Below are 24703 nucleotides of genomic sequence, written 5' to 3'. Positions count from 1 at the left end.
CGTTCTCACTCCGCCGCTTCACTGAAACCGATTGCCGCCATGGGCCTGAACTCATGCTTGTCGTGTCCGGATACACGTTCGGACCATGGATCAACCTGCGCGAATTTCTGGCTGAAGACGAAGCGGTCGAAATAGCCCTTGCGCTTTTCAGCATCGTCCATGATCTGGCGACGGACTTCGTCGTAGCCGATACGCTTGGCCCATTTGTAAATACGCTCGAGGTAACGCGCCTGTTCGCGGTACATCTGGGTCAGCGCCACGATATGCTCCAGCGCCTCATCCTCGGTCCTCACGAGACCGAGCACTTCCGTGCCCTTGATATCGAGACCGGCGGCACCGGCGAAATGGATTTCGAAACCGGAATCGACGCAGATGACGCCGATATCCTTGCAGGTCGCCTCCGCGCAGTTTCGCGGACAGCCGGAGACCGCAAGCTTCAGCTTGGCGGGCGTCCACGAGCCCCACATGAATTTTTCGATGCGGATGCCGAGACCGGTGGAATCCTGCGTGCCGAAACGGCACCATTGCTGGCCCACGCAGGTCTTTACGGTACGCAGCCCCTTGGCATAGGCCTGACCGGAGATAAAACCGGCCTTGCCGAGATCGGCCCAGACCGCCGGCAAATCCTCCTTCTCGATACCGAGAAGATCGATGCGCTGGCCGCCGGTCACCTTCACCATCGGGATTTCGAACTTGTCGACCACATCCGCAATTGCCCGGAGCTCAGAGGAAGAGGTGACGCCGCCCCACATGCGCGGGACGACGGAATAGGTGCCGTCCTTCTGGATATTGGCGTGAACGCGCTCATTGATATAACGCGACTGATAATCGTCGGCATATTCATCCGGAAAGTCGCAGACGAGGTAATAATTGAGCGCCGGCCGGCACTTGGCGCAGCCGCAGGAGGTTTTCCATTCCAGCTCCTGCATCACGGCGGGAATGGTCTTCAGGCCCTTGGCCTTGATGAGACGGCGCACATCGTCATGGCCGAGATCGGTGCATTTGCACATGGGCTGCACGGCGGCGGGATTGTAGCTGTCGCCCAGCGTTATCGTCATCAGCTGCTCGACAAGACCGGTGCAATTACCGCAGGAGGCGGACGCCTTGGTGTGGGCGCGCACATCGTCCAGCGAGGTCAGCCCTTTGGAAGTTATAACCGAAGTGATCTTGCCCTTGCAGACGCCGTTGCAGCCGCAGATTTCCGCATCATCCGGCAAGGCTGCAACGGCCGCCATAGGGTCCAGCGGAGACCCTCCCTGATAGGCCTGGCCGAAGATAAGGGTTTCGCGCATGGTCGAGATATCGGTCGATTTCTTCATCAGGTCGAAGAACCACGACCCATCCGCCGTCTCGCCATAAAGAACCGCGCCAATGATGCGGTTTTCCTTGAGAATGAGACGCTTGTAGACGCCGGCGGTGGCATCGCGCAGCACGATTTCCTCGCGGTCATCGCCTTCGGCGAAATCGCCGGCGGAAAACAGGTTGATGCCTGTCACCTTCAGCTTCGTATTGGTGACTGAGCCGTGATATTCGGCCGAACCGCCGCAAAGCCGGTCAGCCAGCACGCGGGCCGATTCATAAAGCGGCGCAACGAGGCCATAGCACATGCCGCGATGCTCGGCGCATTCGCCGAGCGCGTAGATCGAGGCGTCCGACGTCATCATGCCGTCATCCACCACGATGCCGCGATTGACGGCGATGCCGGCTTCCTTGGCGAGACCCGAGGCAGGGCGGATACCGACCGCCATCACCACCATGTCGCCCTTAATGATCCGGCCGTCTTCGAGCTCGATGCCCTCGACCTTCTCTTCACCGAGAATGCATTTGGTGTTGGCCTTGGTGATGATGTCGATGCCGCGCTCGTTCAGCGCCTTTTCTAAGAGATAGGCCGCTGCCGGATCGAGCTGACGCTCCATGATGGTCGGCATCAGATGGATGACGGTGACATCCATGCCCTGACGCTTCAGCCCGTAAGCCGCCTCCAGTCCGAGAAGACCCGCACCGATGACGATGGCGCGGCCTTTGCCTTCAGCGATTTCCAGCATCTTCGTCACGTCGTCGAGATCGCGATAGGCGAGCACGCCGGGTAATTGATGACCGGGAACGGGAATGATGAAGGGCAGGGAACCGGTGGCGATCACCAGCCTGTCGTAAGAGGCCGTGATACCGTTTTCGCTGGTCACGGTTTTCTTGTCACGGTCGATGCCGGTGACTTTCGCGCCCTTGTGCAGCGTCACATTATTAGCCGCATACCATTCGTCATTATGAATGACGATGTCCTCATAGCTCTTTTCGCCTGAGAGTACCGGCGAGAGCATGATGCGGTCGTAATTGACGCGCGGTTCGGCGTTGAAAATCGTGACGTCGTAAAGGCCGGGGGCGGTTTCGAACAGGTTCTCCAGCATGCGCCCCGGCGCCATGCCATTGCCGATGATGACGAGTTTTTGCGCCATAGTCGTTACTCCGCGGCTTCGACGAAGCGGTGACGTTCGTAAAGGAACTTCAGCACGGCTTCGCGGCATTTGAGGTAGGTCTTGTCGGAGGCAAGCTCGATGCGGTTGCGCGGGCGTGCCAGCGGCACGTCAAGCACCTCGCCGATATGGGCGGCGGGCCCGTTGGTCATCATCACGATGCGGTCGGAAAGCAGCACCGCCTCGTCCACATCATGGGTGATCATGACCATGGTGTTGCCGAGACGGGCGTGAATTTCCATCACCGCGTCCTGAAGATGAGCGCGGGTCAGCGCGTCCAGCGCGCCGAAGGGCTCATCCAGCAGCAGGATTTTCGGCTCCATGGCGAGCGCGCGGGCAATGCCGACGCGCTGTTTCATGCCGCCGGAAATTTCCGAAGGTTTCTTGTCCTTGGCATGGGCCATCTGCACGAGATCGAGATTGCGCATGACCCAGTCATGCCGCTCGGCGCGGGTCTTGGTGTTGCGGAAGACCTTTTCCACGGCAAGATTGACGTTTTCATAGACCGAAAGCCAGGGCAGCAGGCTGTGGTTCTGGAACACGACGGCGCGTTCAGGCCCGGGTTCATTGACCTCCCGGTTTTCGAGAAGCACCGCTCCGGCGGAGACTTTCGTCAGCCCGGCGATGAGGTTGAGCATGGTGGACTTGCCGCAGCCGGAATGGCCGATGACCGAGACGAATTCACCTTTTTCGATGGTGAGGTTGATGCCTTTCAGCACCTCGGCGCGCGAGCCGCCCTTGTCGAAATATTTGTCGATATGATCGAGCTTCAGATAAGCGTTCATAATATTGGCCCTCTCAATTCGCCGCAGCGCCGCGGGTGATGACCTTGCCAAGCGCCGCCACGAGCTTGTCGAGCATGAAGCCGATAACGCCGATGTAGGCGAGCGCCACGATAATGTCGGGCAGGCGCGAGGAATTCCACGCATCCCAGATGAAGAAGCCGATGCCGACGCCGCCGGTCAGCATTTCCGCAGCCACGATGGCGAGCCACGAAAGACCGATGCCGATGCGCAGGCCGGTGAAGATGTAAGGAGCGGCCGACGGCAGCATGATTTTGAAGAAGAATTCGAGCTGGTTGAGCCGCAGCACCTGCGCGACATTGCGGTAATCCTGCGGAATATTGCGTACGCCAACCGCCGTATTGATGATGACCGGCCAGATGGAGGTGATGAAAATCACGAAAATGGCCGATGGATTGCTGTCCTGAAAGGCAGCCAGCGAAAGCGGCAGCCAGGCGAGCGGCGGCACGGTGCGCAGCACCTGAAAGATCGGATCAAGGCCGCGCATGGCCCAGACCGACTGGCCGATCACCGCACCGAGGATGATGCCGGCAATGGCGGCGAGGCCGAAACCATAGGCCACACGCTCAAGCGAGACCAGAACGCGCAGCCCAAGGCCGATATCCTGCGAACCATTCTGGAAAAACGGCGATACGATGAGATCGTAGCTTTCCTCGAAGACCTGGCTCGGCGGCGGCAGCGAGGAGCCGGGGGCGGAACAGAGCAGCTGCCAGACGCCGAGCAGCATGGCGAGAACGACAAGCGGCGGTATGATGTTACGAGCCGCCGCAGCACCCCATTTGCGCAGATCGATCCGCGACGACTGTTTCGGTGCAAGCGCCACGACGTTTGCCTTCTGCGCCACCGACTGCTGCGGCTCTTCGTTGAATTTTCGGGCCAATGCGGACATGGGCATTTCCTCTTGATTTCGGTTGCGGTCTGGGCTCGCCCCTCATCCGGTCTTCAGCAGCGCCGGTTGGGCAGAGCTGCTGGCGGATGAGGAGCGACGCCCGGGTCTCCTCCTCAGGAGGCCGCCTTGATGGACAGACTTTCGAGATAGGCGGATGGATTTTCAGGATCGAACACCTTGCCATCGAAGAAGGTTTCCTTACCGCGCGAAGTGGAAGCGGGAAGATCCGCAACGCCGAGATCCTTGGCCGCCGCGCGCCAGATATCCTCGCGGTTTACCTTCTCCACCAGCGCTTTCACGTCCGTATCGGGCGCGAATTTGCCCCAGCGGATGTTTTCCGCGATGAACCAGCTGTCATGGCTGCGGAAGGGATAGGACGCATGGTCCTGCCAGAACTTCATCTGCAGACCGGTATTTTCGAGCACGCGACCGTTGCCGTAATTGATATTGCCCTTGAGGCGTCCAAGAACGTCCTTCGGCGGCACGTTGAACCATTGACGCTTGCCGAGGATGGTGGACATTTCCTCCTTGTTCGCCATCTCATCGCACCATTGCTGCGCCTCCATCACGGCCATCAGCAGCGCCTTGGTGGCGTTGGGGTTCTTTTCCACCCAGTCGGCGCGCATTCCGAGCGCCTTTTCCGGATGGCCCTTCCAGAGCTCTCCGGTGGTACAGGCAGTAAAGCCGATGCCCTGATTGACGAGCTGTTCATTCCACGGCTCGCCCACACAGAAGACGTCCATATTGCCGACCTTCATGTTGGCAACCATCTGCGGCGGCGGAACGACGATGGTGGAGACGTCCTTGTCCGGATCGATGCCGCCAGCGGCGAGCCAGTAGCGGATCCAGAGATCATGGGTGCCGCCGGGAAAGGTCATCGCGGCCTTGATTTCCTTGCCTTCAGCCTTCTTCTTCTCGAAAGCAGCCTTCAATTTGGAAGCATCGAGCTGAACGCCGGTTTCGGCATATTCCTTGGCGACGGAAATGCCCTGGCTGTCGAGGTTGAGGCGGGCGAGGATGGTCATCGGCACCGGCACATTATTCTGGGTCACCTTGCCGGTGTGCATGAGATAGGGCATCGGCGTCAGAATATGCGCGCCATCAATGCCGTTGGATGCGCCACCAAGCACGAGATTGTCGCGCGTCGCGCCCCAGGAGGCCTGCTTCAGAACCTCGACATCAGGCATGCCATGCTTGGCGAACAGCCCCTTTTCCGCCGCGATGATGAGCGGCGCGGCATCGGTCAGCGCGATAAAGCCGATTTTCGCGCCCTTCACTTCCGGCTCAGCGGTGGCTGCAAAAGCGCCTGACGGAAAGGCGGTGCGCACGGCGGTGACGAGGGCTGCGGTGGCTGTCGTCTTCAGTATCGTGCGGCGGCTGACATCGCCCGAGAATATCTTTTTCATTCGCATCTTCCCCTTATTGGGTCACCTTTTGAGGTGACGCTTTCGCTTGCGAAAAAACCTGAAAATAAAAAAACGCCGCTCGGTATTTGCGCCTTCGGAACGGGAGGTGTTCCGGGCAGCAAAACCTTGCGACGTCTATGTCTTTGAAAGCGCCTATGCCGCGCCCTGCTTGCCCCGATCGCCGTTGACCGGTGCAAACAGGAAGAAGCAAGAGGCGTGCCAGTTTGCTATACGGAAGCTATACTATTGGAAATAAAATTGAATTTCAGAAATTCCGTCAGACGATTAAATTTTAACCAGCCGCAATTTTGTCTATCGTTTGCGCAACTGGAAAAATTCCGCGCTCGAAATTTGCGCAGCTGGCCCGGCTGAACTGCTCTCAGGCCTCGCCTTGGGAGGTGGAAACAGGGGCAGAACTGCGCACGGCAAAGCCATTCACATACCCTGTAATGTCAGCGGGATCGAAGACGAAGCCGTCCACAAAACGGTCGCCAGCCTCCTGCCCTTCGATGCGAATATCGGCATCATCAGGCGCATCGGCATCGCCCAGCGCCGCCCGATAAATATCCGGCCGGTAAGCGGACAGGGCGGCTTCCACGCCACTTTGCGAAAACTCCGCCTGCCCCCAGCGGATCATCTGGCTGTAAACCCACAATGCCTGGCTCTGGCGCGGATAATTGGCGTGACCGCCGTGGAAGAGGAAATATTTATCGATCACCCGGCGGTTGCCCTGGCTGTCGATGTTGAATTCACCAGCAAGCACATGACGGATGATGCTTTTCGGCGCGCCGATATAACGGGCATCGGCAAGCGCCCTGCTCAGATCATCGTGATTTTCCGCAAGGTCGCACCAGCGCGCAGCTGCATCGAGCGCCGTCAGAAGCCGACCGACCGTTTCCTGCTGGCTTTGCGCCCATTCAGGCCGCATGCCGATTACCTTTTCGGGCGCGGAAGGCCACAAATCCTGCTTGGCCGCGACGATCCTGCCGACGCCACGCTCGGCGGCAACAATGTTCCATGGCGCACCGACGCAAAAACCGTCGATGGCGCCCGCCGCCAATGCATCCGACGTCAATGGCGGCGGCACGACCACCAGCTTGACGTCGTGATCGGGGTGAATGCCGCCGACGGCGAGCCAATAGCGAAATTCGTAATGATGCGATGAAAACGGATAGGTCATGCCGAGTGTCGGCGGCGGTTCGCCGCGCGCCCGCATATCATCGAGTACCCGCTTCAACGCCTCGGCATTTTCGAGTGCGCCCGCCGTTTCGGAAAGCCCTGTCAAAGCCTTCATCCGGGCAAACAGGCGGGTCGAAAGCGTGATCGCATTGCCGCCGCGTCCGAGCGAAAAAGGCGTGATTGTCGGCGACGGGTTGGAACCGAGCCCGAGCATGGAGGCGACGGGCATCGGCGACAGCATATGGGCGATATCGAATTGCCGGAACGCCAGTCGGTCGCGCACATTCGCCCAGGAGACATCTTTGACGAGATCGAGCGAAAGGCCTTCGCGTTCGGCAAAACCGAATTCGGCAGCGGCGATCAGGACGGATGCATCGACAAGCGGGATAAAGCCGGCACGCAGGATTTTCTGCCGGTCGCTGCCGACGATTGCCGGCGCGCCCGGGGCTTTCGTTACTCCGCTGTCTAATCCGGCCGTTTTTTCCGGTGCCGCCATATCATGCACTCCTTGACTGTCCGACCGGCGGTTCGTCACATCAACAAACCAGCCGCGGTGACCACGCTTTGCGCGATCTCGGAAATCTTCTTTTTCTCATTCATCGCCGTCTGGCGCAGAAGCGCAAAGGCCTCCTCTTCGGAAAGGCCGCGCATCTTCATCAGGATGCCCTTGGCGCGCTCGATGACCTTGCGTTCCTCAAGCGCCGACTTGGCGTCGGCAAGTTCCCGTTGCAGGCGGCTGAAAGCATTAAAGCGGCTGACCGCCATATCGAGAATGGGCTTGACCCGCTCTTTCTTCAACCCGTCGACGACATAGGCGGAAACACCTGCCTCGACGGCGGCCTCAATGGAGGCGGTGTCCGAACGATCGACAAACATGGCGATGGGGCGGCCGACCGTGCGGGTGAGCTGGAACAGATGCTCCATCATGTCACGATTGGGATTTTCCAGATCGATGAAGATGACATCGGGCTGCAGCGTCTCGATGGTGCGCGCCACCCCGTTCACCTCGTGGATGACCGTGACGCGGTGATATCCGGCCTCGCGCAGCCCCTCCTCGATGATGGAGGCGCGGATCGCGTTTTCGTCTATAACGAGAATGGTCAGGTCGCGAAGCGTCATGTCAGCATTGATGACGCAGCGCAGCAAACTTGGCAATCGGCTGCGGATGCAAAAAATGGATGGAGCGGCAAGGGCCGTTTTTTCCCCTGCCGCCCATCATGTCACGATGCGTGTTCTACGGCGCGTTCAAGCGCCTTCAAAACCGTTCGTTCGGAAAGATTGAGATAAATTTCCATCTCGTCGCCAGCCTCTCCAGCTTTTCCCTCCTCCATCAGCGACAGTATCTTGCTGTTCATGTCCACAAAGGGGGAATGAAGCTGTTCGGGATCTTTCAAAAGCCCGAAACAAAGCCTGAGTTCAGCGGCGATGCGCTCGTAAAAATCGCTGAGACGTGCGCTGTCGAGGAGATCGACGACGGCGGCATGAAACTTCATGTTGGCGCTGCCCACGCCCAGCCAGTCGGCATCGTCACGCTTGACCTTGGCATCCTCGACCGCCGCGCGCATGGTCCGGATAGCCGGATGCTTGTGCCAGGCCTGACGCAGCGCGCCGCATTCCACCATGCGTCGCACCCGATAAATATCGATCACCGAGGACATGGTGGGAACGGCGACGAACACGCCGCGATTTGCCTCATGGCGCAGAAGCCCGTCCTTGGTCAGAAGCCGGAAGGCTTCGCGCAGCGAATTGCGAGAGACGTCGAAACGTTCACTGAAAGCTGCCTCTGAAAGGCGCTGCCCCGGCATCAACTCGCCAGAGATCAGCAGGGTGCGAATACCCTTGGCCAATCGATCCGCAAGCGGCAGACCCTCTATCGTTTCCGTCATGACGCTCCTTTCCTTAAGAGCAATGCAGCATCGGGAATTCCGTGACAGGCATCTTCGGACACGGCATGATTGCCCATAGCACAAAGCATTAGCAAAGCACGAAAAAAACGTGATGAATTCATGCGCATAACGTCCAACAAATAGACAGAATAAGAGAACGATTATTATTTATTGTTGAACAATATTGACAATTTCGCGGAACAGGACAAGATCGGCCGCATAAAGCATCCGCGAGGGGCGGATTGCGACAGGAGCGGAGAAAATCCATGGAGCAAAAAAAGCTCACCCCGACTGCCGATATGAAAATGTCTAAACGCGCGTCCCTGATGGGAGCGATCTTCCTGATGGCGACATCCGCCATCGGTCCCGGCTTCATCACCCAGACGGCGACATTCACCACTCAACTCGGTGCAGCCTTCGCCTTCGGCATTCTTGCCTCCATCCTCATCGACTTCGTTGTCCAGCTCAATATCTGGCGTATCGTGACGCTGACGCGCATGCGCGCATCCGATATTGCGAATGCCGCCATTCCCGGCGCCGGCTATCTGCTCGCCATTCTCGTCATCATCGGCGGCCTGTTCTTCAATATCGGTAATATCGGCGGCACCGGCCTTGGCCTGAACGCCATTTTCGGGCTGGATCCGAAAATCGGCGGCGCCATCAGCGCGATATTTTCCATCGCCATCTTCGTTTCCAAGCGGGCAGGTCTCGCTGTCGACCGGTTCATCATTTTCGCCGGCATTCTGATGATTGTGCTTACGCTGTATGTGGCCTTCGTCTCCGCTCCGCCGGTGGGCGACGCCTTCCGCCAGACCTTCCTGCCGGATACGATCAATTTCGCAACCATCACCACCATCGTCGGCGGCACCGTTGGCGGCTACATCACCTATTCCGGCGCACACCGCCTGCTGGACCGGGGCATGGTCGGCATTGAAAACCTGCCTGCCGTCAACCGCGCCGCTTTGACCGGCATCGCCGTCACCGGCATCATGCGTTACGTGCTGTTTCTCGCCATTCTCGGCGTTGGCGCCAGCGGCGTCATCATCGATCCGTCGGGCCGGGCCCCCACCCCCGCCGCACAGGCCTTCCGTTCGGCTGCCGGCGATCTCGGCTTCCGCCTCTTCGGCATCATCTTCTGGGCGGCGGCCATTACCAGCGTCATCGGCGCAGCCTATACCTCCGTTTCATTCCTGCCCGTCTTCAAGCAGGATATGAGCGAGCGTGCCCGCAATATGGCGACGGTCGTTTTCATCGCAGTCTCGCTCGTCTGCTACCTGCTGATCACCCCCCCGCCCGCCGCGATGCTGGTCTTCGTCGGCGGCCTCAACGGCCTCATCCTGCCGATCGGCCTCAGCATCTTCCTGTTTGCGGCATGGAAACGCGAAGACCTGATGGGTGGCTACCGCTATCCGCGCATCCTGCTGTTGCTCGGCGTTCTGACTTGCGCATTGACCTGGTACATGGGCTACAAGTCCGCTGGCACCATCTTCGGCCTGCTCGGCCTGTAATAAACAAAGGGAGGCAAACATGGCCGCTATCGATCTCAACAGCGATCTTGGCGAAAGTTACGGTGCGTGGAGCATGGGGGACGATGAGGCGATGCTCGCCATCGTTTCCAGCGCCAACATCGCCTGCGGATTTCACGCCGGCGACCCGGCCGGCATTTACCGCACCGTCAAGGCCGCCGCCGAAAAGGGCGTGATCGTCGGCGCCCATGTCTCCTATCCTGATCGCGTCGGCTTCGGCCGCCGCGATCTTGACGTGACCTCGGAAGAGCTGATTGCCGATGTCATCTACCAGATCGGCGCGCTGAAGGGCATTGCCGCCGCTGCCGCAACCACGGTGCGATACGTCAAGCCACATGGCGCGCTTTACAACCGCATCGCCAACGACGCGAAACAGGGGCAGGCGGTTATCGACGGCATCAAGGCGGTCGATGCCTCGCTGGTGCTGATGGGCCTTGCCAACGCGCCCATCCTCGATCTCGCGCGCAAAGCCGGCCTTGCCACCGTTGCCGAAGCCTTCGCCGACCGCGCTTATACGCCTGAAGGTCAGCTCGTCTCCCGCCGGCAAGCCGGTGCCGTATTGCATGACGCGGCAAAGATCGCAGACCGTATGGTGCAGCTCGCCCGTGAGGGCACGCTGGAGGCCATCGATGGCAGCATCATAAAAATCGAGGCGCAATCCATCTGCGTGCATGGCGACAGCCCCGGCGCAGTCGCCATCGCCCAGGAAATCCGCCGCCGTTTCGAGGCTGATGGCATCGACATCCGCTCCTTCGCATCCAATCGCTGAAAGGGTAGCCGATGACGATACCGACATCCTATCTCAACCACACGGACGCGGAGACCGCGCGAAAGGCCCGCGCCACCTATCGCGACGGCCTCGTCGCCCCAACCTCCGGCATCGCACCCGGCTTCACGCAGGCGAACATGATCGTGCTGCCGCGCGACTGGGCCTTCGATTTCCTGCTTTATGCGCAGCGCAATCCCAAACCCTGCCCGGTGCTTGATGTCTCCGATCCCGGCTCGCCCACCACGCTTCTGGCTCCCGGCGCCGATCTCAGGACAGACCTGCCGCTCTACCGCATCTGGCGGGACGGCAAGCTTGCCGAGGAAACGGCTGATGCCACTGCCGCCTGGGCGGAGCGCGATGATCTCGTCGCCTTCCTGATCGGCTGCAGCTTCACCTTCGAAACGCCGATGGTCGAAGCGGGTATCGAAATCCGCCACATGACCGACAAGAGCAACGTTCCGATGTATCTCACCAACCGGCCCTGCCGTCCGGCCGGTCGGCTGAAGGGCAACATGGTCGTTTCCATGCGGCCGATCCCGGCGTCGCGTGTCGCCGATGCGGCAACCATTTCGGGACGTTTTCCGGCGGTGCATGGCGCGCCCGTGCATGTCGGCGCGCCGGAAGAGATCGGCATCATCGATCTTGCGAAACCTGACTTCGGGGACGCGGTGCGTATCGAGCCCGGCGAGGTTCCGGTGTTCTGGGCCTGCGGCGTCACTCCACAGGCCGCCGTCATGGCCTCCGGTGTGCCTTTTGCGATTACCCATGCGCCGGGACACATGTTCATCACCGATATTCCCGACACCGCCTATCACGCGTGAGGATATGATGCGTTTTCTCCCCGTCAGCCTCACCACCATTCTTGTCGAACTTGCCGATCTCGATGAAACGCTGGCGCTTTTCGCCTCGCTTCAGAGTGATCGGGTCGAGGGCATCGAAGAGACGGTGCCTGCGGCCCGCACGTTGATGATCCGTTTCCGCCCCGAAAAGATCGGCGCGGAGATGCTGGCTGCGCAGCTCGCAAGCCGCGATCTCTCGGCGAAAATTGCACCTTCGGACAATCTCGTCGAAATCCCCGTCCATTATAATGGCGAAGACCTCGCCGATGTTGCCGAACTGACGGGCATGAGCGTCGAGGAGGTCATCCACCGCCACACCGAAAGCGAATTCACCGTGGCCTTCTGCGGCTTCGCTCCCGGCTTCGGTTATCTGGTCGGCGGCGATCCGGCCCTGCATGTGCCGCGCCGGCAAAGCCCGCGCACCCGCATTCCGGCCGGTTCAGTGGCCTTGGCCGGAGCCTTCAGCGGCGTCTATCCGCAAAACAGCCCCGGCGGCTGGCAGATCATCGGCACGACGCCGGTGAAAATGTGGGATATTGACCGCGATCCCGGCGCACTTTTCCAGCCGGGTTATCGGGTGCGTTTCTTCGACGTGAACAAGGCCGGCAAGACGGTCGATATTTCCGTCTCGGCACCGCGTAGTTCCCAAAAAGAACCGACAAGGGACGACCCACATTTCGAGGTACTCGCCGCACCCATGCCAGCCATTTTCCAGGATCTCGGCCGCTTCGGCCAGACCGGGCAGGGTGTATCGGCTTCCGGCGCGCTGGATCGCGGAGCGTTCAACGCCGCAAACCGCATCGTCGGCAATCCGGTTAATACGCCGTGCCTTGAACTGACGCTCGGCGGTTTTTCCTTCAGGAGTTCGAGCCGCACTGTCATCGGCATTGCCGGTGCGCCCTGCCCCGTCACCATTACCACGGCGGATGGCAGCTTCGCGGCAAAGACCGATGGCCCGGTATCCCTCGAACCCGGCGATGTCGTTACTTTCGGCCAGCCGCCGAAGGGCATGCGCTGTTATCTTGCGGTACGCGGCGGCTTTGATGTTGAGCCGGTACTTGGCAGTTTCGCGACGGACACGCTGGCTGTCGTCGGTCCCGAACCGGTGGGCGCTGGCGCCGTCCTTTCGCTCAAGGGTGAGTCCGGCCTCTCCAGTGTATCGATCAACGAGGTTCCGGCCTTCGAACCGCCGGCAACCGGTGAAGTCGTGACACTGGACGTCGTTCTCGGCCCCCGCACCGACTGGTTCACGCAGAAGGGTATCGAAACGCTGACCGGCCAGCTCTGGCAGGTCACACCGCAGTCGAACCGCGTCGGCATCCGCCTTGCCGGCGAAGTGCCGGTGGAACGCAAGGACAGCGCCGAACTGCCGAGCGAAGGCACGGCGACGGGGGCGATCCAGATACCGCATAGCGGCCAGCCGGTTCTCTTCCTTGCCGATCACCCGCTGACCGGCGGTTATCCCGTCATCGGCGCGGTGGCGGAATATCATCTCGATCTTGCCGGGCAGATCCCCGTCAACGCCAAAATTAAATTCCGCCCGATCGGCCCATTCGCCGAAATCGCGGCCAAGAACATAGAATTCCGAGGAGAAGAGCGATGAAAAAAGTGCTGATTGCCAATCGCGGCGAGATCGCGGTGCGCATCATCCGCGCATGTCGCGATTATGGCCTGCAATCGGTCGCCGTTTATGCCGATCCCGATCAGGATGCGCTTTTCGTCCGGCTGGCGGATGAAGCCTATGCGCTGGAAGGCGTGCGCCCGGCCGAGACCTATCTCGATATCACCAAGCTGATCGCGATTGCCAAACGTGCCGGCGCGGATGCCGTGCATCCCGGCTACGGCTTCCTGTCCGAGCGTGCTGAATTCGCGCAGGCCGTGCTTGATGCCGGCTTGATCTGGATCGGCCCTGACCCGCAGGTTATCGAAGCATTGGGCGACAAGGTCGAGGCGCGGCGCATCGCCACCGGCGTCGGCGCACCGCTGGTCGCCGGCAGCGACGGCCCGGTCTCTTCCGCCGCCGAAGTCACCGCCTTTGCCGAAGAACACGGCCTGCCCGTCGCCATCAAGGCAGCGCATGGCGGCGGTGGTCGCGGCCTGAAGGTTGCGTGGAAGATGGAAGAGATCGCCGATCTCTACGAATCCGCCGTGCGCGAGGCGACGGCCGCCTTCGGCCGCGGCGAGTGCTTCCTCGAACGTTTCCTTGACCGGCCGCGCCATATCGAGGCGCAGGTTCTCGCCGACAAGCACGGCAATGTGCTGGTACTCGGCACCCGCGACTGCTCGCTGCAGCGCCGGAACCAGAAACTGATCGAAGAAGCCCCTGCCCCCTTCCTGTCCGCCGAACAGCGTCAGAAAATCCACGCGGCCGCCAAGGCGATCTGCGCTGCCGCCGGTTATTCCGGCGCCGGCACCGTCGAATTCCTGCTCGGCGTCGACGGCACGATTTCTTTCCTCGAGGTCAATACGCGCCTGCAGGTGGAACATCCGGTTACCGAGGAAACCACAGGCATCGATCTCGTCATCGAACAGTTCCGCATTGCCGAAGGCCACAAGCTACGGGTGCTTGAAACGCCGGAGCCGCGTGGCCACTCCATGGAGTTCCGCATCAATGCCGAAGATCCCGGCCGGGGTTTCCTGCCCACACCCGGCTCGATCTCGGTTTTCGACGCACCTTCAGGTCCCGGGATTCGCGTGGATAGCGGTGTCGTCAGCGGCTCCAGCGTGCCTGGCGTATTCGACTCGCTGATGGCAAAGCTGATCGTCACCGGTGCCGACCGCGATCAGGTCCTGCGTCGCGCCCGCCGCGCGCTGAAGGAGTTCCGCATCGAAGGCATCGCCACGGTGCTGCCATTTCATCGCGCCGCGATCGAAACCGAAGACTTCATCGGCACTGACGGTTTCAAGGTTCATACCCGCTGGATCGAGACCGATTTTGCCGCCATGCCGGATGCGATGGAACGACCGGCACCGGCCGACGACCCTTCCGTTACTCGCACTTTTCTGGAAATCGACGGCAAGCGCGTATCGGTTGGCCTGCCCAGCCTGCTGCTTTCCAGTCTCGGTGCGGTTAGCGGCAGCAGCGCGGCTGTTCCGGGCGCCGCCGCCACCAAGGAAAAGGAAGGTGAAATCCTCGCCCCGGTTTCCGGCACCTTGCAGTCCTTCAAGGTAGAAGACGGCGACACGGTTTCACAAGGCGATCTTTTGGCCGTCATGGAAGCCATGAAGATGGAGACGCAGATTGTCGCCCCCAAGGCCGGCAAAGTCCGTCTGATCGTCAAGGAAGGCGACTATCTGCAGGCGGGCGCTGCTCTTCTCGACATAGCCGGCTAATATACGGACGGGCCATCGGGCCTCACAATTGCAGATCGCGCATCCCCGGCGGCGGAACCCTTTCGCCGCCGGGCCGTTTATGGCGCGACCTGCTAACTACTGTGAGGGAAATATGGCCGGACGCACCTTGCTTCAGTTCTTCCATTGGTATTATCCGGACGGAGGGAAATTATGGAGCGAGGTGGCGGAAAAGGCCGAAAGCCTTGCGAAAATGGGTATCACCGACGTTTGGCTGCCGCCCGCCTACAAGGGCGCCGCCGGCGGTTATTCGGTGGGTTATGACACCTACGATCTCTTCGACCTCGGCGAATTTGACCAGAAGGGCACCGTCGCCACCAAATATGGTGATCGCGCCGCCCTTGAACATGCGGGCAAGACGCTGAAGGAGAATGGCATCCGTGTCATTCACGATGTCGTTCTCAATCACAAGATGGGTGCCGACGAGAAGGAAAAGGTACGGGTTCGCCGCGTCAATCCCGAAGACCGCACCGAAATAGACGATGAAGACTTTCAGGCGCTTGCCTATACACGCTTCACCTTTCCCGGCCGCAACGGCAAACATTCCAAATTCATCTGGGACCTGAAGTGCTTCAGCGGTGTCGACCATATCGAGGAGCCGACCGAAGACGGCATTTTCCGCCTCGTCAACGAATATGGCGATGGGGAATGGAATGAGGAAGTCGATCAGGAAAACGGCAATTTCGACTATCTGATGGGCGCGGATGTCGAGTTCAGAAACCGGGCGGTTTACGAGGAACTCAAATATTGGGGCCGCTGGCTCTCCGAGCAAGTACAGGTTGATGGCTTTCGTCTGGACGCCGCAAAACACATCCCGGCCTGGTTCTTCCGCGACTGGGTCGGCAATATGCGCGAAACGGTCGATCCGGATCTGTTCGTCGTGGCGGAATATTGGCACCCCGATCTCGAGGCGCTGAAAAGCTATCTTGAGCTGGTCGACAAGCAGCTCATGCTTTTCGACGTCGCCCTTCATCACCGCTTTCACGACGCCTCGAAACAGGGTGGTGATTTCGACATGCGCAGCATCTTCGACGGCTCGCTTGTCTCCGCCGTTCCCGACCATGCCGTCACGCTCGTCGATAATCACGACACGCAGCCGCTGCAATCGCTGGAAGCGCCGGTGGAACCCTGGTTCAAGCCGCTGGCTTACGCTATCATTCTGCTGCGCGAAGAGGGCGTGCCCTGCGTCTTTTATCCGGATCTGTTCGGCACTGGTTATACCGACACCGGCAATGACGGCAACGAACACGAGATCATCATTCCCGCCATCGAATGCCTGCCGGCGCTTATCGAGGCCCGCAGCCGTTTCGCCAACGGAGCCCAGACGGATATTTTCGACGACCCAAGCTGCATTGCCTTTATTCGCAACGGCACCGCCGATGCGCCGGGCTGCGTGGTGGTGATGTCGAATGGCGAGCCGGCGGAAAAGCAGATCGATCTCGGTCCCGATCACGCCGGGGCGGTCTGGCGCGACTTTCTGGGGCACCGGGAAGAACATATTACCCTTGATGAGAGCGGCAAGGGCGTCTTTCCCACCAATGGCGGCAGCGTCAGCGTTTGGGTTCCAGCCGAATCCGAGTGAGGGACAATCGTCCCGTGCCGAAACTTCTGCTCACTCGGCGGATACGAGACGGCGCGGACCCGCGCCGTCATCGGCCAGAACATCATTCGGATTGCGTAACGGACAATCATCCAGCGAAAGGCATCCGCAACCGATACAGCCGGTCAGCTGATCGCGCAGCATGATCAGGTTGTTGATGCGAAGCTGGAGCATTTCCCGCCAGGATTGGGAGAACCTGCGCCAATCGGCCGTCGTCGCCACCCGATCCTGCGGCAGATCGGCCATCGCGTCCCTGATAATGCTGAGCTGTATCCCGGCGCGCTGCGCGATGCGGATGATGGCGATGCGTCTCAGAACAGCACGATGATAACGACGCTGGTTACCGGCGGTGCGCCAGCCCTCGATCAATCCTTTCGTCTCATAAAAATGGATTGTGGAGACGGCGATGCCGCTGCGACGGGCAACCTCCCCGACCGTCAGACTGTGTTTGAATACGGTATTTTCCATTCTGGCTCCTGCTTCCGGCACGATTTCCGCTCGGAAAACGCGGAAACACAGTGAAGAGCAGCCGGTATAATTCCTCAACCATAGTTGAGGTCAATAGACGAACGTTCAAAAAAAGAGGCGCCCTTGGGCGCCTCTGAATCTCTGTGACTGTGTCCAGATCAGAACTTGGCTGTCATGCTGATCCAGAAACGGCGGCCTTCCATGACGGTGTTGAAATCATCGGTGCCGACATCCTTGTCGAAGACATTGTAGATGGCGGCATTGAGGTCAACATTTTCGGCGACCGCATATTTCGCCCCGATGTCCAGCGTGGTGTAGGCGTCATATTTGCGACCGGCCTTGCCATTGATCGTCACCGGCGTGCCATTCGTGCCGATGCGCGGGCCGGCATTGATTTCCGATCCGTGGTAATTCAGCGAGGCCCAGGCTTCCAGACCATCGATCGGGGTCACCCAGTCGCCGCGCAGATTGGCCATATGCTCAGGTGTGCGCGCCAGGGGGAAACCTTCGTAGTCACCGGTTTTCTGTTCGGAATGCGTATAGGTATAGTTGCCGCGCAGCGTCAGTTCTGGCGTCGCATACCAGGTCGCCGTCAGTTCCACACCCTGAATGACCGCATCGTCGATGTTGTAGTTATACCAGAGACGATAGTTGCGGTCTTCGCTCCAGCGGGCCGGTGTTCCATCCGGATTGAGCACCAGCGCGTTGGAGATCTTGTCCTTGAAATCGGTATAGAAATAGGTAGCGCCGAGAGCGACGTCGCCATTGTCCCAGAGGGCGGCGACTTCGTAGCTCGTGCTCTTTTCCGCTTCGAGGTTGGGATCACCGATGATCACGCCGCAGGTGCCGCTTGGGCCATAGCTGCAGCCGCCGCCACCCGTCGTATAGGCGTAACCCGGCGCGATCTGGCGGATTTCCGGGGCGCGGAAACCGGTGGAAATGCCGCCCTTGATGGTCAGCTCTTCGGTCGCACTCCAGACGCCATAAAGGCGCGGGCTGAAGTGATTGCCATACTTCTCGTGATTATCGAGACGAAGACCGCCCGTCAGCGCGAAATTATCGACAATGCGCCATTCATCCTCAAGGAAGAGCGCCCATTGCGTCGCCGAAAATGTCTCATCGCGACCGGTGCGGCGTCCCGGATTCTGGTCCGTCAGCCGCGCCTCGAAATATTGTCCGCCTGTGACCAGCGTGTGGTTGCCGAACAATTCGAAGGGCGTGGTGAACTTGCCGTCGAGAACGGTATTGCGCACTTCCGGCGAGCGCGGGTTTTCGGTCACGCGGCCCGTGCGGATATTTCTGGTGAAGTTGGTGCGCTCCGCCCATTCCTGCTGGAACGAGAATTCGGATGTGGTCGGCCCCCAGCGGCCGGTATGCGACAGGGACCAATGGTCACGCGTATTGGTGTTGTAGGTGCCGTTGGCATCCGTCGCTGCCAGCGTCTCGCCGGGTTCGGCGTCGCGACGCAGCCGCGTCTTGCCGCCTTCGAGATAGATGTCATGATCTTCATTCGGCGTGAATGTCAGGCGACCGTTGAAATCATATTCCCTGGCGCCCGTGGTGCCGTTCAGAATACCGTCTTCGCCGCGCGTGAAGCCCCTGCCCCAGACCTGCAGGCCGAGCTGGTCCTTCAGGATCGGTCCGTTGGCATACCAGGAGACCTGACCGCTATTGCCGAATTTGGAATGTTGCTGAACCGTGCCTTCGGTGGTGACCGAGCCGGACCAGACATCGCCGACCTTGCGGGTGATGATGTTGATGACGCCGCCCATGGCATCCGAACCATAAAGCGAAGACATCGGCCCACGCACTACCTCGATGCGTTCGATCGCCGATACCGGCGGCACGAAACTCTGTTCGAAGCCGGAATTGCCGTTGGTGCGGGCATCGCGTGTGCTCTGCCGCTTGCCGTCAACCAGAACCAGCGTGTAGGCGCCGGGCAATCCGCGAATGAAAATATCCTTTTCATTGGCAATGCCGGTGACGGACACGCCCTGAACTTCGCGCAGGACATCGGTCAGATCGCGGTAGGAGCCCTTTTCCAGATCTTCCCGCGTGACAACTGTGATGCTGGCCGGAGCGTCTTTCACATTCTGCTCGAAGCCGGATGCGGTGACCACAATCTGCTGAAGAACCGTGGTTCCCTCGGACGCCTGCTGCGCAAATGCCGGCAGAGCAAGGCTCAAAGCCGTGCCAGCCATTGCTGCAGAAACACCGGTCTTTATTATTGTCGCAGCCCTGTTCTGACCGCGGTACTTCAATTCCATGTTACGCCCCCGCATTTAACTTGAGAATTTAACCCCACTTATTTAGGAGGGGATGCGGGCGCAACGCGTTTGTTTTCGAACAGTTCTAAATTCCAGAAATTGCAAAAAGGGCTCCCCGAATAAGCGGCGGAGTAAAAAAATCGCAAGATGACAACCGGCAAGAGAAAAGAAGAACCAGCCTCCACGACAAAACCCGACAGGCTCGGACAACTGAAATTACTTGTCGCTTTTGATGCGTTGTTGCGGGAAGGCAGTGTAAGCCGCGCTGCTGCGGGCATGGGACTGCCGACATCTTCGATGAGCCGCATCCTGCAGCAGCTCCGGGAGAGATACGGAGACCCGCTTTTTTTGCGTACTGGCCAGGGCCTGCGCCCTACCCCCTTTGCGGAGAATATGCGGCTGCGCATTCGTTCGCTGGCGGCGGAGGCCGAAAACCTGATCGACTATTCGCAGGACAGACCGGAGGCGCCGGCTGCCCTCGATAAAAGCGGTTGGGAACAGCCGGTATTGATGAAGGCGCCGCCGCTCTCGCTTCGCCCCAGCGTTCTTCTCGAAGGCCAGCCGACACCGGAAAATATTGCCGACCGTCTCGCCCGCATCGGACACAATTCCGATCCGCAGCACCGGCTTGCCAAATATATCGCGACCTCGGCAATGGGCATCGGCAACAGCCGGCCACTCGCCCAAGACGAGGCGATGGATGCGCTGTCGATCATTCTCGAGGGCGATGCCGATCCCATACAGATCGGCGCGCTGCTCGCCACCATGCATTATCGCGGTGTGACCGCGGCCGAACTTGCCGGTTTCATCGAGGCCATGTGGCAACATATCGAAAGAGATCGGCAGCAGCCGGCAGCGGCGGATCTCGACTGGCCGGCCTACATGTCGCCGAAACATCGCGATGCGCCGTGGTTCCTGCATTCCGCCCGTCTGGTTTCCATGGCGGGATACAGCGTTCTGTTGCACGGCCATGTGGGCCAGGGCGAAAATGGCGGCAAGCTTGAACTTGCCGCACAGGCCTGCGGCATTCCCCTTTGCCACTCGCTTTCGCAGGCGGCGAAAGCCACATCCTCGGAACGGATCGCCTATCTGCCGATCGGCGGTCTGTCTTTACAGTTTCAAAGCCTGCTCGGCCTGCATGGCATTCTGGAGATGCGCCTGCCGCTCAACACGGTCGTCCATCTTCTCAACCCGCTTCGCGCCCGAAGCACTATCATCGGCGTCGCCCGGCCATCCTATCAGGAACTTCACCGGGACACGGCGCGGCTGCTTTCGGTGGAAAACCTCACCATTCTCGGCAATACGCGGGATTTTGCGCAATTTACCCCTTTTCGCACCACCAGGATTTTTGGCCTTGCAAAGGGCAGGGATGTGGCATTCCTCATTCCCCCCCGCGAGGCGCCGCCCGCCGAATTGCCGACCATGTCCACCCCCTTCGAATATGGGCGGGCGGTCTGGACGGGGGCGGCAAGGGACGAAAGGGCCGAAACCATCATCATTCCCCCCGCCGCTATCGCGCTGATGCTGGTCAATGATATGACCCTGCCCTTTGAGGAAGCCTATGCGCGCAGCCTTCGGCTCTGGAACGACAGGGTGCGTAATCTTGCCTATGGATGATTAGCCGTCAGGCATTGCTGCCTGCTTTTTTCAGCGCCAGATATTCCCAGAGGGCGACGAGCAGGAGAATCCCCGTGCTTGCCAGCTGCAGCACAAAAAGCGGAATACCCGGCACCGGCAAAACCAGGCAGAGCGCCGCCACGCCGGCAAAATGCGAAACCGGCCGCTGATAGGCGGCGGCAATCTTGACGCCGATATTGCCGGACAGAAACAGGACGGGACCGCCGAGAATGGCGATCGCCTCCCGCATCGTTGCGCCCTCTCGCGCATGGGAAAGGCTGAAATCCTCACCTACTGCCGTCAGGATAATGCCGGCTACAATGGGCAAATGCCCGTAGTTAAAAAGATTATGGGCAATCTTCGCTTTTTCTTCGGCGTTCTCGGCTTTTCGCGAAGCCTCTTCCTGCCCATGATGGAAATAAATCCACCACATCGCCACGGTGCTGACGAAGGCCGAGCAGAAGACGATGAATGTCAGGCCCGAATTCATATATTCCGTGGCCGTGCGCCCGGTGGTGAGGATCGTTTCCCCAAGACAGATGATGACGAAGAGCGCACATCGCTCCGCCAGATGCTCGCCGGAAAGATGTAGCCTGTCCTCGTCGCTTGAGGCCAAGCCCGGTACGACATAACGGCAGGCGGGGCCGGCATATTCGATTGCAAGCGCGATGCCCCACAGGAGAATGCGATCCGCCAGATCGACAAGCCCGCCGGCCAGCCAGAACAGGCTTGATACCGCGAGCCAGATTGTCACGCGCACAAAGACCAGAAAGGACTGCCGGTCTTCGTCCTTGAAAGCATATAGCGCAAAGAGGCTCCGCCCCACCTGCATCACGCTGTAGATCAGGGCGAAGACAAGGCCCTGCTCCGCAAAAGCCTCCGGCAGCGCGATGGCGAGCAAAACACCACCGAACATCAGGATAAACAGCAGAATTCTGACCGGCTCCTTTTCTGTGTTCAGCAGGTTTGTAATCCAGGTGGTGTGTATCCATAACCACCAAAGCGATAATATCAGGATGCCCGCTTCAAGCGCGGCCGTCGGCCCAAAATCCTTGGCGAGGGCGTGGGAGAGCTGGATCAGCGCGAAAACGAAGACCATATCGAAGAACAGTTCGGGGAAACTGGCCTTTCCAGCATCCTGGCCCTCCTGCCTTATCCAGCTTTCCCCATCCGCCTTGCGTGAATAAGTCTCGCCCTTGGCTCTCATGCCACCCCCGTCAAATGTTGGTCGTCGCGATACGTCCGCTCACCAATGGCCTCACCGTTGGGAGAAAATCTCTTCGCCGCCCGCTTCGACCGGATTCAATTTTCGACCGGGAAACTCCAGCGCCCGCGCACTGTCGGGATAAAAACGCGGCCCGACCAGACGAACCTTTTTTCCCGAAACATCGGTGATGTAGTTCGGGGCCAAGACCTTTGGCGGAAGCGTGGTGCTATCCGCCCTGGAAACCTCGAGCGTACTGACCTCAAGGGGTTGGGCAATTACTGGCAGGCCGGTCATGGTGGCGAACGCGGCTGCGAGAAAAAATGATCTTGGAAACATGGGACGCATCCTGGCACAATTGTTTGCGCCATAAACAGCCCTCGCCCGCTTTGGTTCCGCCCCTTTCAGGTGTCCTCATCAAGGTAGGAGCTATATTGGACATAATCCGCGCTCGGTTGCCCGTCGATGATTTCGGGCGGTCGACCTTGGCCGCCGGGAAGATGGCCAGCATTTTCGAGCTCCGCCCTCAGAAGCTTTTCAATGGCCCTGTCCCGGGGCAAAGCGTTGTCCGCCATATAGAGAGCGACGGCCAGTTCCATATCGTCCGGAAAATTCATCGGCTCAGCCATCCGTTTAAGCAATGAAGCGCAAACGCGGGACCTTGCGGAAAGTTCAACGTCTCCCGCCTCCACCCAAGTCCCATTGCCGCCGTGTGTGCATTCCCGTAGATTTCATCCGCGGTTTTCCAGCAGCCGGACATGCTTTTTATCCGGTGCCACATGCCCACTTTGACGGGTGATCCGTGCATATAGATTGCACTTTCTGCCCTTGTCGGCGCAATTCCGACGAAAAATATCCCTGACTCAAGCGATTGAAACCAATCATGGAAAAACGCAAACGAAAGCTAATTCGAAGTTAGTTTTCATTACCATGCATTAACCATAGAAACCCTTGGCTGCACTGTTGATATCAGCAGCCTCATGCGAATCTCTTTTTCTTGCGGAAACGGCGTTAATGTAACTTCGGTCTGCTTTTTCCGCAAGCCGAGACCGTTTCCACGCTCCGTTAACTCAGCAGGGCATGCTGGCCTCCATAGTGTCCTTACGCCCTCTCAACTGCGCCAGAAGCATTGTCTGCATGTCGAAGCCGCCTTCCTCCGCCTTACGGGTCAGATTGCGCAGATACCCGCCAAGCGAACTTATCTGATCTGCTTTCTGCAGAAGGCAGGCGAGAATGGCTGCGGTTCCCTGTCGGCCAAATGTGGCAAGCGCATCCTGATAGGCGGACTGGCTGATGTTGAACATGGTTTTGATCACCGATGTCGCCACTTCCAGATCACGCCAGCCTGTAACCGCTCCGCCTGGGGCATAGAGTGAGATGTCAGGGCAAGCCTTCAAAACCAAAACAATATCAGGAACAAAAAATTGCTTTTGAAGAACAGGCTTTGGCGATGGCGGTGAAGGTTTTGCACTGATGGGTGCCGCATATGCCGGCTGGGCGCTTACCGTGCTGGCAGGTGCAGTGGTTACCGGCTCGTGCAAATCCTGCCGTTTAGATATGGATTCGGATTCTGAATTCTTTATGAGGCGCTCATTTTGGCAGTCATTGCCGCCCAAATTTTCCGATTTTTCAATATTTTCCAGATAGTTGGTTACTTCCGCACGCAAAGAGGCCAAAAAACCGCCGATTTCTTTGAGTTCCGCGGGCTTGGAATTGCGACCGAGAGAGCGGGCAATGGCGTTGTAACGTGTCTGAAACCCTTCGAAGGCTTCGACCTGACCGCTCGCAGCAATCATGTCGCAGAGTTTCTGGATATCGCGGCGGCAAAGGCTGATACTTTCACGAAGCCGCTGAAGATCGAGCCGCTCGCTGACGATGCGTTCGGCGAGTTCCTCAATTTCCGCTTTGCGGGCAAGAAGCGGTGCCAGCGAAAAACCGTAAGCCTCGCTGATTTCCCCTCCCCGGTGTTTGCGGGCGTATCGTTTTCCGTTCGGGCTGTCCTTGCGAATGATGAGGCCGGCTTCGACAAGAGCCGAAAGATGCCGGCGCAATGTCTGTTCGGCCATGCCGTGGGCACGGAGTGACAATTGCGCATTCGACGGGAAGACGACCAAACCGGCTTCGCTGGAAAGTTCGTTCTTGGGATAAAAACTCAAAAGCGCGTTCAGGACCGCAAGCGAGCGATCGGTCACGCCAAGCAAAGGCCTGGCTTCACAGACCGAACGATAGAGTTTCCATTTATCGACCGCTTCGATCTTCTTGTTTTTCTGCGTGGCAAATTGAGTCGCGAGGACGCCAAACGACATCGCTCGCCGCCCAAAGGGCGTCGTTACACATGTGCTGTCCATGTCTTTCACCTTTCACAAGGCAAAAGAAAATCGCTCACCGAAAAATTCGATGCCAAGACTCTTGACTATGATTCGCGGAA

20 protein-coding genes are annotated in these 24703 nt (G+C 59.3%); 7 read left to right on the top strand and 13 right to left on the bottom strand.

The genetic code is table 11. The features are described 5' to 3' along the window. Positions 1-5 precede the first annotated feature (5 nt). The 7 genes from nirB to ASB65_RS03640 form a co-directional block, all read right to left on the bottom strand. Complete coding sequence (gene nirB / locus ASB65_RS03670; protein ID WP_003505866.1) at positions 6-2453, bottom strand: nitrite reductase large subunit NirB; 2448 nt, start codon at positions 2451-2453, stop codon at positions 6-8. Positions 2454-2458: 5 nt separating this feature from the next. After that, positions 2459-3256 (bottom strand): ABC transporter ATP-binding protein, encoded by a 798-nt coding sequence (locus ASB65_RS03665; RefSeq protein WP_035225183.1) that lies wholly within the window; start codon positions 3254-3256, stop codon positions 2459-2461. Positions 3257-3269: 13 nt separating this feature from the next. After that, the gene (gene ntrB, locus ASB65_RS03660; RefSeq protein WP_060723058.1) at positions 3270-4163 is read right to left on the bottom strand and encodes a nitrate ABC transporter permease; all 894 of its coding nucleotides are present in this window, start codon (positions 4161-4163) and stop codon (positions 3270-3272) included. A gap of 113 nt (positions 4164-4276) precedes the next feature. Beyond that, positions 4277-5569 (bottom strand): CmpA/NrtA family ABC transporter substrate-binding protein, encoded by a 1293-nt coding sequence (locus ASB65_RS03655; protein ID WP_060723057.1) that lies wholly within the window; start codon positions 5567-5569, stop codon positions 4277-4279. 379 nt (positions 5570-5948) lie between these two features. After that, entirely contained in the window at positions 5949-7244 is a 1296-nt protein-coding gene (locus ASB65_RS03650) for a CmpA/NrtA family ABC transporter substrate-binding protein (protein WP_060723056.1), read from the bottom strand. Between the two features lie 35 nt (positions 7245-7279). Then, the gene (locus ASB65_RS03645; RefSeq protein WP_034500932.1) at positions 7280-7867 is read right to left on the bottom strand and encodes an ANTAR domain-containing response regulator; all 588 of its coding nucleotides are present in this window, start codon (positions 7865-7867) and stop codon (positions 7280-7282) included. Between the two features lie 101 nt (positions 7868-7968). Next, entirely contained in the window at positions 7969-8634 is a 666-nt protein-coding gene (locus ASB65_RS03640; protein ID WP_020009214.1) for a GntR family transcriptional regulator, read from the bottom strand. A 266-nt stretch (positions 8635-8900) separates the two neighbouring features. On the opposite strand from ASB65_RS03640, the gene ASB65_RS03635 reads away from it, so the two are divergent. The 6 genes from ASB65_RS03635 (at position 8901) to amyA (ending at position 16701) form a co-directional block, all read left to right on the top strand. Further along, positions 8901-10142, top strand: a complete 1242-nt coding sequence (locus ASB65_RS03635) for an NRAMP family divalent metal transporter (protein ID WP_060723055.1) — start codon at positions 8901-8903, stop codon at positions 10140-10142. Positions 10143-10161: 19 nt separating this feature from the next. Next, positions 10162-10929, top strand: coding sequence for a LamB/YcsF family protein (locus tag ASB65_RS03630; RefSeq protein WP_060723054.1), 768 nt, complete (start codon positions 10162-10164; stop codon positions 10927-10929). An 11-nt stretch (positions 10930-10940) separates the two neighbouring features. After that, positions 10941-11750 carry a putative hydro-lyase gene (locus ASB65_RS03625; protein WP_020009217.1) on the top strand — a complete coding sequence of 270 codons (810 nt, stop codon included), beginning with the start codon at positions 10941-10943 and terminating at the stop codon, positions 11748-11750. Positions 11751-11757: 7 nt separating this feature from the next. After that, complete coding sequence (locus tag ASB65_RS03620) at positions 11758-13371, top strand: 5-oxoprolinase/urea amidolyase family protein (protein ID WP_060723053.1); 1614 nt, start codon at positions 11758-11760, stop codon at positions 13369-13371. Continuing rightward, on the top strand, positions 13368-15101 hold the full coding sequence (locus ASB65_RS03615) for an acetyl/propionyl/methylcrotonyl-CoA carboxylase subunit alpha (RefSeq protein WP_003505838.1): 1734 nt from the start codon (positions 13368-13370) through the stop codon (positions 15099-15101). The genes ASB65_RS03620 and ASB65_RS03615 overlap by 4 nt, the downstream gene beginning before the upstream one ends. A gap of 112 nt (positions 15102-15213) precedes the next feature. Continuing rightward, the gene (amyA, locus tag ASB65_RS03610; protein WP_060723052.1) at positions 15214-16701 is read left to right on the top strand and encodes an alpha-amylase; all 1488 of its coding nucleotides are present in this window, start codon (positions 15214-15216) and stop codon (positions 16699-16701) included. 30 nt (positions 16702-16731) lie between these two features. Here amyA and soxR read toward each other — a convergent pair whose 3' ends face one another. Then, complete coding sequence (gene soxR, locus ASB65_RS03605) at positions 16732-17187, bottom strand: redox-sensitive transcriptional activator SoxR (RefSeq protein WP_020009221.1); 456 nt, start codon at positions 17185-17187, stop codon at positions 16732-16734. 158 nt (positions 17188-17345) lie between these two features. Further along, the gene (locus ASB65_RS03600; protein WP_060723051.1) at positions 17346-19454 is read right to left on the bottom strand and encodes a TonB-dependent receptor plug domain-containing protein; all 2109 of its coding nucleotides are present in this window, start codon (positions 19452-19454) and stop codon (positions 17346-17348) included. A gap of 147 nt (positions 19455-19601) precedes the next feature. Between ASB65_RS03600 and ASB65_RS03595 the strand changes: the two genes are divergently transcribed. Next, positions 19602-21071 (top strand): glycosyl transferase family protein, encoded by a 1470-nt coding sequence (locus tag ASB65_RS03595; RefSeq protein WP_060723050.1) that lies wholly within the window; start codon positions 19602-19604, stop codon positions 21069-21071. 7 nt (positions 21072-21078) lie between these two features. Here the strand turns inward: ASB65_RS03595 and ASB65_RS03590 are convergent, their stop codons facing one another. The 4 genes from ASB65_RS03590 to repC form a co-directional block, all read right to left on the bottom strand. Continuing rightward, positions 21079-22278, bottom strand: a complete 1200-nt coding sequence (locus tag ASB65_RS03590) for a low temperature requirement protein A (protein ID WP_060723049.1) — start codon at positions 22276-22278, stop codon at positions 21079-21081. Positions 22279-22329: 51 nt separating this feature from the next. Beyond that, positions 22330-22614: a hypothetical protein gene (locus tag ASB65_RS03585; protein ID WP_060723048.1), complete on the bottom strand. Its 285-nt coding sequence runs from the start codon at positions 22612-22614 to the stop codon at positions 22330-22332. Between the two features lie 65 nt (positions 22615-22679). Then, positions 22680-22892 (bottom strand): hypothetical protein, encoded by a 213-nt coding sequence (locus tag ASB65_RS03580; protein WP_026363407.1) that lies wholly within the window; start codon positions 22890-22892, stop codon positions 22680-22682. 453 nt (positions 22893-23345) lie between these two features. Further along, positions 23346-24623, bottom strand: coding sequence for a plasmid replication protein RepC (repC, locus tag ASB65_RS03575; RefSeq protein WP_080868610.1), 1278 nt, complete (start codon positions 24621-24623; stop codon positions 23346-23348). Positions 24624-24703: the final 80 nt, after the last annotated feature.

It is taken from the genome of Agrobacterium tumefaciens str. B6, assembly GCF_001541315.1.
In the GTDB taxonomy this organism is placed as follows: domain Bacteria; phylum Pseudomonadota; class Alphaproteobacteria; order Rhizobiales; family Rhizobiaceae; genus Agrobacterium; species Agrobacterium radiobacter.
This window is presented reverse-complemented; position numbering and strand designations above follow the sequence as displayed.